Annotated in this window: 11 protein-coding genes; 5 read left to right on the top strand and 6 right to left on the bottom strand. The window is 76.6% G+C overall.

Going from position 1 to position 13214, the window contains the following annotated elements; all coding sequences use genetic code 11:
* The first annotated feature begins 15 nt into the window (after positions 1–15).
* On the top strand, positions 16–1518 hold the full coding sequence (locus ABD254_RS05625) for a helix-turn-helix domain-containing protein (RefSeq protein ID WP_344246455.1): 1503 nt from the start codon (positions 16–18) through the stop codon (positions 1516–1518).
* A gap of 23 nt (positions 1519–1541) precedes the next feature.
* Here ABD254_RS05625 and ABD254_RS05620 read toward each other — a convergent pair whose 3' ends face one another.
* Positions 1542–1958 (bottom strand): DUF1761 domain-containing protein, encoded by a 417-nt coding sequence (locus ABD254_RS05620; protein ID WP_344246453.1) that lies wholly within the window; start codon positions 1956–1958, stop codon positions 1542–1544.
* Between the two features lie 118 nt (positions 1959–2076).
* Here ABD254_RS05620 and ABD254_RS05615 point away from each other — a divergent pair, with 118 nt between their 5' ends.
* Complete coding sequence (locus ABD254_RS05615) at positions 2077–2931, top strand: AraC family transcriptional regulator (protein WP_344246451.1); 855 nt, start codon at positions 2077–2079, stop codon at positions 2929–2931.
* A complete protein-coding gene (locus ABD254_RS05610; protein WP_344246449.1) occupies positions 2928–3563 on the top strand; it encodes a 4'-phosphopantetheinyl transferase superfamily protein in 636 nt (211 codons plus the stop codon). The genes ABD254_RS05615 and ABD254_RS05610 overlap by 4 nt, the downstream gene beginning before the upstream one ends.
* Here ABD254_RS05610 and ABD254_RS05605 read toward each other — a convergent pair.
* The 5 genes from ABD254_RS05605 to ABD254_RS05585 form a co-directional block, all read right to left on the bottom strand.
* Complete coding sequence (locus tag ABD254_RS05605) at positions 3535–4929, bottom strand: M1 family metallopeptidase (RefSeq protein ID WP_344246447.1); 1395 nt, start codon at positions 4927–4929, stop codon at positions 3535–3537. The genes ABD254_RS05610 and ABD254_RS05605 overlap by 29 nt on opposite strands.
* An 11-nt stretch (positions 4930–4940) precedes the next feature.
* The gene (locus ABD254_RS05600) at positions 4941–8972 is read right to left on the bottom strand and encodes a Pls/PosA family non-ribosomal peptide synthetase (protein ID WP_344246445.1); all 4032 of its coding nucleotides are present in this window, start codon (positions 8970–8972) and stop codon (positions 4941–4943) included.
* Between the two features lie 219 nt (positions 8973–9191).
* The gene (locus tag ABD254_RS05595) at positions 9192–9971 is read right to left on the bottom strand and encodes an ABC transporter ATP-binding protein (protein ID WP_344246443.1); all 780 of its coding nucleotides are present in this window, start codon (positions 9969–9971) and stop codon (positions 9192–9194) included.
* Between the two features lie 121 nt (positions 9972–10092).
* Positions 10093–10512: a hypothetical protein gene (locus tag ABD254_RS05590; protein WP_344246441.1), complete on the bottom strand. Its 420-nt coding sequence runs from the start codon at positions 10510–10512 to the stop codon at positions 10093–10095.
* 7 nt (positions 10513–10519) lie between these two features.
* Entirely contained in the window at positions 10520–11833 is a 1314-nt protein-coding gene (locus ABD254_RS05585) for an alpha/beta fold hydrolase (protein WP_344246439.1), read from the bottom strand.
* Positions 11834–11888: 55 nt separating this feature from the next.
* Between ABD254_RS05585 and ABD254_RS05580 the strand changes: the two genes are divergently transcribed.
* Both ABD254_RS05580 and ABD254_RS05575 read left to right on the top strand, forming a co-directional pair.
* Positions 11889–12605: a YqeB family protein gene (locus tag ABD254_RS05580; protein ID WP_344246437.1), complete on the top strand. Its 717-nt coding sequence runs from the start codon at positions 11889–11891 to the stop codon at positions 12603–12605.
* Positions 12589–13200 (top strand): TetR/AcrR family transcriptional regulator, encoded by a 612-nt coding sequence (locus ABD254_RS05575; RefSeq protein ID WP_344246435.1) that lies wholly within the window; start codon positions 12589–12591, stop codon positions 13198–13200. The genes ABD254_RS05580 and ABD254_RS05575 overlap by 17 nt, the downstream gene beginning before the upstream one ends.
* Positions 13201–13214: the final 14 nt, after the last annotated feature.

The following is a 13214-nucleotide window of genomic DNA, read 5'->3' as shown; positions in this document are numbered from 1 at the left end:
CCGTCATCAGGCCCGATGGCGGGTGCGGTCCCGTACTCGAAGGGGTCGTCCCGACCGGTCGAGGCGACGACGGCGGAGACGCCGGACCTCATCACCCTCGGCCGCCGCATCCGGCACGCCCGGACCGCGCGCGGCCTGACGCTCGAGGCGCTCGGTGAGCGGGTCGGCTCCGCGCCGAGCCTGCTCTCCCTGGTGGAGAACGGCCGCCGCGAGCCGCGCCTGTCCCTGCTGCGCGCCATCGCGGAGGCCGTGGGCGTCGGCGTCCCCGACCTGCTCGCCGACGAGCCGCCGTCCCGCCGCGCCGAGCTCGAGATCGCGCTCGAGCGCGCGCAGCGCGGGCCGCTCTTCGGGGCGCTCGGCCTGCCGCCGATCAAGCCGAGCCAGCGGCTGCCGATGCCGGTGCTGGAGCAGGTCGTGGGCCTGCACGCGGAGCTGGCCCGCCGGGAGGAGGAGGCCATCGCGACGCCGGAGGAGGCCCGGCGCGCGAACACCGAGCTGCGGCACGAGCGCGAGGAACGGGACAACCACCTGCCGCAGCTCGAGGCGATCGCGGAGGAGCTGACCTTCAAGGCGGGCTACACCGGGGCCGGCGCGCTCACGCACCGCACCGTGGCGCGCATGGCCGAACAGCTCGGCTTCACGATCCTGCACGTCGACGACCTGCCGCGCTCCGCCCGGTCCGTCACGGACCTCGAGCACGGCCGGATCTACCTGCCGCCCGCGTCGATCCCCGGCGGGCACGGCCTGCGGTCGCTGGCCCTGCAGGCGATCGCGCACCGCGTCCTCGGGCACGAGCGTCCCCGGAGCTACGCCGAGTTCCTGCGCCAGCGCGTCGAGATCACCTACTTCGCCGCCAGCTGCCTCATCCCGCAGTCCGTGGCCGTGGAGTTCCTCGCCCGGCGCAAGCGGGAGAAGGACCTCGCCGTCGAGGACTTCCGCGACGCGTTCGGCGTCACGCACGAGGCGGCCGCGATGCGGCTGACCAACCTCGCCACCGTGCACCTGGGCATCCCGCTGCACTTCCTGCGGGTGGGCGACGACGGAGCGCTGTTCCGCGGGTACGCGAACGACGGCCTGCCGCTGCCGCGCGACGTCACCGGCGCGATCGAGGGCCAGCTGGTGTGCCGGTGGTGGGCGGGGCGCGAGGCGTTCACCCGCCGCGACCGGGCCACCGAGTCCTACCAGTACACCGACACCCCGGCGGGCACGTTCTGGGACTCCGTGCAGACCGGCACCGGCGCCGACGGGCGGCAGTTCTCCGTCACCGTGGGCGTGCCGTACGCACACGCGAAGTGGTTCCGCGGCCGGGACACGCACGTGCGTCACAGCTCCACCTGCCCCGACCCCGCGTGCTGCCAGCGCCCGCCCGCCGATCTCGCCGAGCGCTGGGAGGGCGTCGCGTGGCCCAGCGCGCGCATGCACCAGCAGGTCCTCGCCGCGCTGCCGCGCGGGGCGTTCCCGGGAGTCGACGACACCGAGGTCTTCGCGTTCCTGCAGCAGCACGCCCCCACGGACTGAGCGGACCCGCAGGGCCTGGCGCGTCATCCCCAGGCGGCCAGGACCACCGCCGCGAGGACGGCGCTCGCCGCCTGGTACCCGCCCGTGACCGCCGTGAACAGCCCGGGGCGCGGGATCCGCGGGTTGACGGCGCCGACGAACGTCACCGCCGTCCCGAACCCGACCCCCAGGACGAGCCCCACCACGGCGGCCTCGCCGACGCCGGTCACGCCCGCCAGCGCGAGCACCAGCGCGGTCGCCGTCGTCGTCAGGGCGCTCCCGACGAGGGGCGCGACGTAGTACAGCGGCCCGAACCCCGAGTGGGCGGCGCGGTCGTGACCGAGCGAGGCGTCCCAGGCCCGGCCGAACAGCGGCGTGAACCACAGGGCACCCAGCACGTACGAGGCGAGGGTCGCCGCCGCGACGGCGAGCCACTCGACCGCACCGATCGCCTCGGCCATCGCGTCCCTCCCGTCGCAGTGCTGTCCCTCCATCGTCGCGCCGGCGCGCGGCACGGTCTTGAAGATTCCCGACAGCCGTCGCGGGGCCGCGGCCGGTCACCCGCGGCAGACTGTCGGCATGGAGCGCACGCCACGCCGCGGCGTCGAGGAGATCCGCGCCGGAGAGCGGTCCGGGGTCCTGCACCCGGAGAACCTGCGGACGTTCCACGCGCGGTGGATCACCCCGCGGGGCCCGGCCGGGCGGGTGGTCGAGACCTACTGGCACGTGCGGTGGGCGCTGCCGGACGGGGAGCGCATCGAGCAGACGATCGTCGACCGGCCGGCGGTGACGCTCTCGATCGAGTCGGGCGACGTCGTCGCGCCGTTCGTCGTCACCGGCCCGCGGAGGCGGGCGTGGGTGCGCACCATCAGCGGCTCGGGCGACGTGTTCGCCGCCCGGCTGCGGCCCTCCGGGCTCGACGTGCTCGGCGGGGTGGCCCTCCCCACCCTGGTGGACGCCGTCGTCCCCGCGGACGACGCGCTCTGCCCGGGGATCCACGGGTTGCTGCGGGCGGTCGGGCGGGCGCGCGACCCGCAGGCGCGGGCCGACGTGTTCGACGAGCTCGCGGCGCGGTGCCTGGAGGAGCGCCCGCCCGGCCCCGCGCAGCGTCTGGCCGACGCGGTGGTCGCGGAGCTGGTGGCCGCGGTGCGGGACCGCACCGGCGCGCCGTTCGCGGACGGCTTCGGGGTCAGCGAGCGCACGGTCCAGCGCGCCCTGCGCTCGACGCTCGGCATGGGGCCGAAGGCGATCGCCTCACGGATCCGGCTCCAGGAGGTGGCCCGGCTCCTGGCCGGCCCGGGCGTGGACGACCTGGCGAGGATCGCCGCGGAGCTCGGCTACGCCGACCAGGCCCACCTGGTCACCGACTTCCGCCGGACCACCGGGATCACGCCCGGTGCCTACCGGCGTTCCCTGGACGGTCGACGGTCATGAGCGTGCCCCTGGTGCGGACGGCGGCCCTGCCGGGCGGGCCCGTGGGCCACGGCTACGGAGCCGCCCGGTCGGCGCTGCTGCGCGCGGCCCTCGCGGCGGCCGGGCTCGACCTCGGCGCCGGCGCCGGCGACGTCGGGCTGCGCCGCCGGTGCACGACGTGCGGCGCCGCCGACCACGGCAAGCCGGAGGTCCCCGCGGCGCTCGCGGCGGGCCTGCACGTGAGCGTCGCGCACACGGCGACCCGCCTGGCGGTGGCGGTGGCCGGCTCACCCTGCGGCGTCGACGTCGAGGACGTCGCGGCCGTCGCGCGGGCGCCCGTGGCCGGGGTGCTGCTCGGGCCGCGGGAGCGACGGCGCGAACGCCGTCCGGGTGGCGAGCCGTCGGCCGAGGGGCTCGCCCGCACGTGGGTCCGCAAGGAGGCGCTGCTCAAGGCGACCGGGCACGGCCTGGCGGTGGACCCCGCGCGGATCGTGCTGGGGCCGCCGGACGCCCCGCCGCGGCTGCGGCGCTGGGACGGCCCGGGCCCGGCGCCCCGCCCCGCGGCGTGGGTGGAGGAGGTCCTGGACGCGGACGACGCCGGCGCGCCGGTGCCGCACGCCGTGCTCACGGCCGTCGCGCTGCGCGCTCCCTGAGGTCGGGCCGGGGGGCCTCCGGCTGTGGGGGCAGACCGGGCAGGGCCGTGCGCTCCAGCCAGGCGTCGAGCAGGTCGTCGAGCGCGGAGCCGGTCGCGCCGCCGCCGTCGTCACCGCCGCCGGGCGTGTCGCCGCCGGCCTCGCGGACCAGCGCCCGCAGGTCGGCCGTGGCGGCGTGACCGTGCCGGAAGCGCTCGGTCCAGGTGCGCACCAGCCCGAAGAACGCGTCGTCACCGAGCGTCAGCCGTAGGGCGTGCAGGGTGAGCGCGCCGCGCTTGTAGACGCGGTCGTCGAACATCAGCGCCGGCGTGGGGTCGATGAGCACGAGGTCCTGGTCGAGCGCGGCGAGCCGCTCGTGGTGCTCGCGCGCGAGGTCGTCGGCGGTGGGCCCGCCGCCCGCCTCCGACCACAGCCACTCGGCGTAGCAGGCAAAGCCCTCGTTCAACCAGATGTCTCGCCACGTCCGCACGGAGACGCTGTTGCCGAACCACTGGTGCGCGAGCTCGTGCGCGACCAGCCGGTCCGACCCGCGCTCGCCGTCCAGGTGGTTGGCCCCGAAGACGGAGGCGCCGTGCGCCTCGAGCGGGATCTCGAGGTCGTCCGGAGTGACGACCACCGTGTACGCGGCGAACGGGTACGGGCCGAACAGGCCCTCGAAGACCTCGAACAGCTCGTCGTGCCGGTCGAGGTCGTGGGTGACGTCGGCGGCCTGCTCCGCCTCCCGGGCCACCTCGCCGCGCGCGCCGAGGGCCACGACGTCGTAGCGGCCCACCTGCACGGTGGCGAGGTAGGTGCACATCGGCTCGGTGCGCTCGAACGTCCAGGTCCGGGTGCCCGCGCGCCGCGTCACCCGCCTCACGGGGGCGTTCGCCACGACCGTGTAGGGGGCGTCGGTGCTGAACGTGAGGTCGTACGTCGCCTTGTACCCCGGGTGGTCGTTGCACGGGAACCAGGTGGGGGCGCCGTCGGGCTGCCCCGCGACGATGACGCCCGCCGTCAGCTCCTCCCAGCCCACCTCGCCCCACGTGCCGCGGCTCGGCCCGGGGTTCCCCGCGTAGGTGACCGCGAGCTCGACCGTGCCGCCCGGCTCGAGCGGCCGAGGCGGGCGGACGCGCAGGGCCCGGCCGCGCTGGGTGTACTTGACGGCGCGGCCGTCCGCCTCGACCCGGCTGACGCGCAGCCCGGCCAGGTCGAGCCGCACCTGGTCGAGCGGCTCCAGCGCCCGGACGGCCAACGTCGCCACGCCCTCGAGCCGGTTGGGCTCCACGCGATAGCGCAGTCGCAGGTCGTAGTGGTCGACGACGAAGCCGCGCGCGCCGTGGTCCGGCAGGTACGGGTCGGGGTCGGTCGCGCGGCTGTGCGGCATGACGGGTGAGCCTAGCCGCCCGGCCTGGCCGACGCCGGGGGGCCCGCAGACGCCCGGGACCCTGCCGCGGGCCACGGCGACACGGGATTGCCCTGCCAGCGCGAGCCCGCCGGCAGCACCTCGCCGCGCATGACCAACGACGCCGGCCCTGCCACCGCGGCCCGCTCGAGCCGGGTGGCGGGAAGCACCACGGAGTGCGGGCCGACCGTCGCGCCGGGCGCGAGCTCCACCACGTCCAGGCTCATCACCCGGTCGTGGAAGAGGTGGGTCTGGAGCACCGTGCCGCGCCCGACGGCGGCGCCGTCGCCGAGCGTCACGAGGTCGCCCTCGGGCAGCCAGTAGGTCTCGCACCAGACGCCGCGCCCGACCCTTGCGCCCATGGTGCGCAGCCAGGCGGTCAGCAGCCCCGTGCCCAGCACGTGGTTCGCGAACCAGGGCGCCGCGACGACCTCGGTGAACGTGTCGGCCAGCTCGTTGCGCCACACGAAGCTGCTCCACAGGGGGTGGTCCCCGGCCCGGAACCTCCCGACCAGCAGCCGCTTCGCCGCCGACGTGAGCAGCGCCGCGGCCAGCCCCGCGCCGAGCAGCGCGAGCCCGCCCAGCACCCCGCCGAGGGCCCAGCCGCCGGCGCGCGCGGCCTCGAGGACGACGGTCACGACGGCGGCGCCGAGCGCGGCCGAGACGACCACCGCGGTCAGGCGCAGCACCTCGATCGCGCCGCGCGCCCACCACAGCCGGCGGTTCGGGTTGAACGTCAGGCCCTCGTCGGCCTCGTCGGCCGCCGTGCGGCGCAGCAGCACGGGCGGGCTCCCGATCCACGACGAGCCCTTGCGGGCCTTGTGCGGCGCCGCCGAAAGCACCGCGACCAGCCCGTTCTTGGGCACCGACCGGCCGGGAGCCGTGATGCCGGAGTTGCCGAGGAACGCGCGCCGCCCCACCTTGGCGCGGGCGACGCGCATCCACCCGCCGCCCAGCTCGTACGGCGCGACCATGGTGTCGTCGGCGAGGAACGCGCCGTCGGACGCCTCCATCATCGACGGGATCCCCACGACGGTCGACGCCTCGACGTGCTTGCCCATCCGGGCCCCGAGCAGCCGCAACCAGCCGGGCGTGAAGACGCTCGAGTAGAGCGGGAACAACGCCGTGCGCGCGGAGTCCATGACCCGCTCCGTGCACCAGGCCTGCCAGCCGACGCGACTGCGCACGGGGTGCCAGCCGGCGGTCATGCCGATGCTCAGCAGCCGGACGAGGACGAGCGTGACCAGCGCGTAGGTGGCGAACGCGGCGAGCGCCGCGAGCGGCAGGCGGACGGCGGCCGCGGCCAGCTCCGCCGTCGGCGTCGTCGGCCCGTCGGGTCCGGGCCCGCCGAGCAGCACCAGCACGCCCACCGCGACGGCGGCCACCGGCAGCAGCGCGAGCACGACGCCGCCGACCCCGTAGGCGACGGCCCAGGCGCCGCCGCCCGCCGGGCGCTCGGCGGGCCACGGGTGCTTGACCTGGCTGCGCCGACGGGTGGCGGGCGACCCCTCCCAGTACTCGTTCCTGCCCGTCGAGCCCACGACGGCGGAGCCCGCGGCCACGTCCGTGCCGCGGCGCACCCGGGCGCCGGGCAGCAGCACGCTGCGGGCGCCGATCGTCGCGTCGCGGCCGATGGCGACGGGGCCGACGTGCACGACGTCCCCCTCGATCCAGTGCCCCGACAGGTCGACCTCGGGCTCGACGGCGGCGCCGTCGCCGACCGTGAGCATGCCCGTGACCGGCGGCAGGGTGTGCAGGTCGACGCCGCGGCCCAGCCGGGCGCCCAGCGCGCGGGCGTACAGGCCGACGAGCGGGGCGGCCGAGACCGTCAGGCCACCGAGGGCGTCGACGAGCTGCTCGGCCAGCCACAGCCGCCGGTGTACCCACCCGCCGCGCGGGTGATCGCCCGCGCGGACGCCGCGCAGCAGCAGCCGCGCGCCCAGGGCGGCGAGCCCGAGCCGGCCGGCCGGGAGGACGAGCAGGGCCCAGGCGACCAGCAGCCCGGCCCACGGCACGTGCGGGAGGTTGCTCAGCAGCACCTCGCCACCGGTCCCGGACGCCAGCACCCCGGCGTCCACCGCCCACCGGGCCGCGGCCACCGCGAGCGCCGTCCAGGTGGCCCAGCGCAGCCCGGACACGATCCGCAGCAGCACGAGCATCGTCTGCTGGAAGAGGTGCGTGCCGGGCGGGGTCGTCGGCGCCGGCCCGGCGGGACCGCCGCTGGTGACCGCGGGCGGGCCGTACGCCTCCGTCAGGTGTGCGGCGAGCTCGGCCACCGTCGGGTGGGCGTACAGGTCCGCGACGGTGGCCGACGGGTAGCGCTCGCGGACGGCGGACACGACCTGCGCGGCGGTGAGGCTGCCGCCGCCCAGGTCGAAGAAGTCGTCGTCGGGATCGGTCGGCGCGACCCCGAGGACGGCGGCCCACCGCTCGCCCAGCCAGGTGGCGGTCTCGCCGCCGAGCTCGCCCACCGGCCCGTCGGACGGCGCGCGCGTCCCGGAGGCGTCGTCGAGCGGCCACGGCAGCGCGTCGCGGTCGACCTTGCCGCTGGTGCGCGTGGGGATCTCGTCGACGACGCCGAGCAGCGGCACCAGGGCAGCCGGCAGCACCTCGCGCAGGTGCGCCTGGAGCGCGCGGGCGTCGAACGTCGCGGGGTCGGTCGGGACGACGTAGCCGACGATGACCTTGTTGCCGGCCCCCGCCTGGCGCACCGCCGCGGCGGCGGCGGAGACCTGCGGCTCGTCCAGCAGGGCGGCGTCGATCTCGCCCAGCTCGATGCGCCGGCCGCCGACCTTGACCTGGTCGTCCGCGCGGCCGACGAACAGCAGGCCGCCGGAGTCGTTCACCACCAGGTCGCCCGAGCGGTAGGCCCGCTCCCAGCCGACGGACTCCAGCGGCGCGTACTTCTCGGCGTCCTTCGCCGGGTCGAGGTAGCGGCCGAGGCCGACGCCGCCGATGACGAGCTCGCCGGTCGCTCCCTCGGCGACCCGCCGCCCCGCGTCGTCGACCACCACGAGGTCCCAGCCGTCCAGCGGCAGGCCGATCCGGACCTCGCCGACGCCGTCGAGCGGCGCCGCGCACGCGACCACGGTCGCCTCGGTGGGGCCGTAGGTGTTCCACAGCTCGCGGCCGGGCCCCGCGAGGCGGGTCGCGAGCTCGGGCGGGATCGCCTCGCCGCCGAAGATCAGCAGGCGCACGCGCTCGAGGTCCGCGGCGGGCAGCAGGCCCGCGAGCGTCGGGACGGTCGAGATCGCGGTGATGCCGCGCTCGGCCACCCACGGGCCGAGATCGAGACCCGTGCGCACCAGGGCCCGGTCGGCGGGCACGAGGCACGCGCCGTGCCGCCAGGCGAGCCACATCTCCTCGCAGCTCGCGTCGAACGCCACGGACAGCCCGGCGAGGACGCGGTCGCCCGGCCCCAGCGGTGCGCCCTGCAGGAACAGCCGCGCCTCCGCGTCGACGAACGCCGCCGCGCTGCGGTGGGTCACCGCCACCCCCTTCGGGGTGCCCGTCGACCCGGAGGTGAAGATGATCCACGCGTCGTCCGCGGGCCGCGGAGGCGGCGGGTCGCCGGCGCCGTCGCCGGTGCGGTCGGCCTCCGCCGGTGCGTGCGGCGACGCCGGCTGGCCGGGGCCGGGGCCGGGCGCGATCGCGCCGTCGTCCCCGACGACGGCGACGACCCCGGCCTCGCCGAAGACCAGGTCCGCACGCTCGTCCGGGTCGTCGCGGTCGACGGGCACGTAGGCGGCGCCCGCCCGCAGGATCGCGAGGATCGTCAGGTAGAGGTCGGCGCGGCCGGACGTGGCGCGGACCCCCACCCGGTCGCCGCGCCGCACGCCGTGCCGCGCCAGCGCACGCGCCCGGTCGAGGACCTCGGCGGTCAGCTCGGCGTACGACCAGGCGCGGGTGCCGTCGTCGACGGCGGGGTCGTCGGGGTGCGCGGTGGCCGTGGCCGCCAGGACGTCGACGAGGGTGCGGGGCGCGGGGGCGTGGACGCCGCGGAGCAGTGGGCTGGTGCCGGGCACGCGTGTCCTCTCGATCCCAGGGACGGCCGGGTGCGTCGCTTCGCGCCGAGCCTACGTCGGGGAGGGCCTCCCGGTGCGGCGGCGAGACGCCGCGGGAGCCCGGCGGGGACGGAGCTCACGGCGTCATCGTGCGCACGCCATCGACGGTTCAGCGACGCCCGGGCCAGGCGTCGTGGGGGAGGACCGCCTGTGGCTGTGGCTGTGGCGGTGGCGCCGGGCTCAGGCGAAGCGCTGCACGGCCAGGGGAGCGGCCTCGGCCAGGCCGACGACGGCCGGGTGCGTGGCGTCGGCGAACACGGCCGCCAGGTCGCCCGACGCGACGAAGGTCCCGTCGGCGAGGACGTGCACGGTCGGGCACAGCCGGCCGACCAGCTCGACGTCGTGCGAGACCAGCAGCACGGCGGTGCCCAGCTTGCGCGTCGTGTCGGTCAGCCGGCGCGCGATCTCGCCGCGCATGGCGGGGTCGACGGCGGTGAGGGGCTCGTCGAGCAGCAGCACGTCGGGGCGGGTGGTGAGCGCGAGCGCGAGCGCGAGGCGCTGCTTCTCGCCGCCCGACAGCGAGTAGACGGTCCGCGACGCGAACGACGGCTCGAGCGCGACGTCGTCGAGGAGCTCGGCGACCGAGCGGCCGTTGGCGCGGCCGGCCTTACGGGCGTCGGTCAGCGCGCCCGTGACGGCGCGCTCGACGGTCCACCGCAGGTCGATGTCGAGACCGTTCTGCGCGACCGTCCGCACGGCGGCGCGGAAGCGCTTCTTGTCGCGCCGGGACAGCTTCGAGACGGTGCGGCCCTCGAAGGTGACGTGGCCCTCGCGGATACGCAGGCGCCCGAGCAGCGCCTCCACCAGGGTCGACTTGCCCGCCCCCGACTCGCCCACGATGCCCACCGGCGCGGCGCCCGGCGTCAGCTCCAGGTCGATGCCCTGCAGGACGGCGGGCCCCCCGTAGCCGACCACGAGGTCGGTCGCGCGCAGGATCGGGGCGGGGGAGGTGGTGCTCATGAGGTCGCCTTCTGGTTCACGTGGCGCGGGCCCGGGCGGGCGCGGCCGGTAGGTCCGACGAACGACGGTACCCCGCGGTTCCCCAGCGCCCCGACGAGCGAGGTGGTCCGACCTCGTCTCGTCACGCGCCGTTCGTCTCCCAGTAGGCGAGCCGCACGCGCAAGGGTGCAGGCAGCACCGCCGCCAGAGCGACGCGGAGGGCTTCGCCCTCGGCGCGGTGCTGGGCGGCCACGCGGCGATCGTCCCAACCGCGCTCGTAGTGGTAGTGCTCGTCGAAGACCTGAGCCCAGGCGCGCAGCCGCGCGGCGAGGGTGTCGTCGACGGCGGCGTCCACCGCGGCGTCGACGTCCGGGTCGAACAGCATCCAGACCGGCCAGTCGGCGCCGTAGTCGTTCATGAGCATCACCGTGAGGCGGTCCGCCTCAGGAACGGCCGGCGCAGGCTCCCCGGCCGACCGGTCCCGAGGCACGAAGACCGATCCCGACAGGGGCGCGTACGCGTACCAGCCGAGGCTCGGCCGTTCGTCGCGTGGCTCGGGCACGGGTGCCCTACCTCGTCGGGCGGGCGCCGCCGCGGGCGTCCATCCGCTCCAGCAGCTTGGGGAAGACGTCGCCGAGACGCAGACCGTCGTGCTCGAACTCGTTGGTCACCCACGCTCGCGCGTTCCCCACGTGCGCGGCCGTGGCCAGAGACAGCCCTGCGTCGACGAACATGTCGTCGTGGTACACCGCCGCCTCGAGCGGCACCTCGTTGCCGGCGAGAGCGTCGAGGTCGTACAGGTCGCCCCAGCCCTCGCGGGCGGCGAGCGCCTCCGCGGCGGCGCGGAACGGCCGCAGCGCCGCGACCTGGTCGAACATCCAGGGGTAGATCATCTCGCCGGTGAACAGCAGCGGGCGGGCCGACGTCGCGAACGCCGGGTCGTCCTCGCGTACCCGCTGCGCCGCCCACGCCGTCGCGCCCGTGCCCGCCTGCGCGTAGATCGACTCGTGCAGCACGGCGTACATCGGGTTGGTCGCGAACCCGGTGGCGGCCTCGACCTCGGCGAGGAAGGTGTCGGTCAGCGTCTCGTCGTCGCCCGGGTCGAAGGCCTCGTCGACGATCCAGTGCACGCGCTCGAACCCCGGCCCCATGCCGAACGCGGTGCCGAGGGTCTGGAACCGCTCGACGGTCAGCGGGTCCCCGCCGGGCAGCCGGACGTCCCCGGCCGCGAGGCGGTCGGCGATCCGCGCGACCCGCGCCTCGTCGTCGGGGTAGCGCTCGCGGTACAGGGCGTTCTTGGCGACGACGCGCGGCTGGGTGCGGCGGTAGACCTCCTCGGCGCTCGCCGTCAGGCCCGCCAGGCCGCCGGTGACGTACGACGCTGCCACGCCCTCCGGCGCCCGCGACAGGTACGTGAGCGTGAGGAACCCGCCGTACGACTGCCCCAGCGTCGACCAGCGCCGCCCGCCGTACACCGTCTTCCGCACGTGCTCGGCGTCGGCGACGATCGCGTCGGCGCGGAAGTGCGACAGGTGCTCCGCCTGCGCCGCCGCGTCGCCGAGCGCGGTCAGGGCGCCCGCCCGCACCGCCGTCGAGCGGCCGGTCCCGCGCTGGTCGAGCAGCACGACCCGGAACCTCTTCAGCGCCTCGCCCACCCAGCCCTCGGGCCCGGTGGGCCGCGGCCCCTTGCCGCCCGGACCGCCCTGCAGGAACACGAGCAGGGGCAGGTCGTCGCCGCGCTTGGTGGGGTCCACCAGCTCGCGCGCGAAGACCGACAGGGAGCGCCCGTCGTCGGGCCGCGACCAGTCCAGCGGCACCTGCACGGTGCGGTCTGTGACGTGGACGCCGGGGACGGTGTACGAGGTGCTGCCCGTGATGCTCACGCGCCAAGCGTAGGCCGGGTTGCGTTAGTGGAGTGCGCGCTCCAATAATGACGTCGTGCAGACCGCCACCGAGGTGCGCCAGCCCGCCTCCGTCCCCCTCCTCGTCGGCCTCGCGACGCTCGCGCTCGGCGTCGGGCTGGGCTTCGCGCTGCCCCCGCTCGCCCGCGTGGTGCGCGGCTGGCTGGAGGCGACACCGCTTCCGGAGCTCGGGCCGGTCGAGCTCCTCGCGGGCCTCCCGCTCGGCTGGTCGGTCCCGATCTTGACCGGGCTGGGCCTGGTCGCCGGGGTGCTCCTGGCGCTGACCACCGTCGGCGAGGCCCTGCGCCTGAGCGTGGCGGACGACCACCTGGAGCACCGCACCGACGCCCGGGAGGGCTGGGTCGAGCGGGCCGAGGTCGGGCACGTCTTCCGCGACGGCAGGTACCTGGTCCTCCTCGGCGCGGCCGGGGAGCCGCGTGCCCGGCTGGACGCGGACACGCTGCGCAAGGCCGAGCTGCGCGCCGCTCTCGAGGCGCACCGCTGGCCGTGGCGCGACGCCGACCCCCACGAGGCCGACTACGTGCGGTGGATGGACGGCCGGCCGGGGTTCTCGCCCGCCGAGCACGCCCTGCTGCGGCGGCGGCACGCCGAGCACAAGGACGCCGCCGCGGTCTCGCAGGTGGACGCCGAGCTCGCCGCGCTGGGCGTCGCGGCGCGGCGCCGGGACGACCGGCTGCAGGTGCGGAGGGTCAGCTCGCCGGCGCGGGACGGTGCCCGTGGCGCGGCCGGTTGACCCGCGGCGCCACGAGGCGCGTCGCCTGCAGATCGTCGACGCCGGCCTGACCGTCCTGGCCGAGCGCGGCTACGAGGGCGCGACGACGGCCGCGATCTGCCGGGAGGCGGGCATCGGGTCTGGGACGTTCTTCCACTACTTCGCCACCAAGACGGACCTGGTGCTGGCGATCCTCGAGCTCGGCACGGCCGACACGGTCGAGAAGGCGGCCGCCCACGAGGGCCGGACGGACCCGGCGGGCGTGCTGCTCGACGTCCTAGGTGGGTGGGCCGACGACGCCGCGGACCCCCGCATCCCCGGGTTCGTGCGCGCCGTCGCGGGCGTCATGCACCTGCCCGCGGTCGCGGCAGCGCTCGAGGCCGACGACCTCGCCCAGCGCGAGCTGCTCGTCCCCTGGGTCGAACGCGGCCAGGCCGCCGGCGAGGTGCGCACCGACCTGTCCGCCGCCCGGATCGCCGCGTGGCTGGCGCTGCTGTCCGGCGGCTTCCTCGAGCGCGTCGCCACCGACCCCGCCTTCACCGTCGACGGCGAGCGCGACCTCCTGGTTGCTACCGCACGCGCGTTCCTCGTGGGAGACCGAGCCGCCACGGAGTGACCACTGGGCGTCGC

It is taken from the genome of Isoptericola hypogeus (assembly GCF_039531145.1).
GTDB classification, from domain to species: Bacteria; Actinomycetota; Actinomycetes; order Actinomycetales; family Cellulomonadaceae; genus Isoptericola; species Isoptericola hypogeus.
The sequence above is the reverse complement of the archived record's forward strand: the minus strand, read 5'-3'. Positions and strand labels throughout refer to the sequence as shown.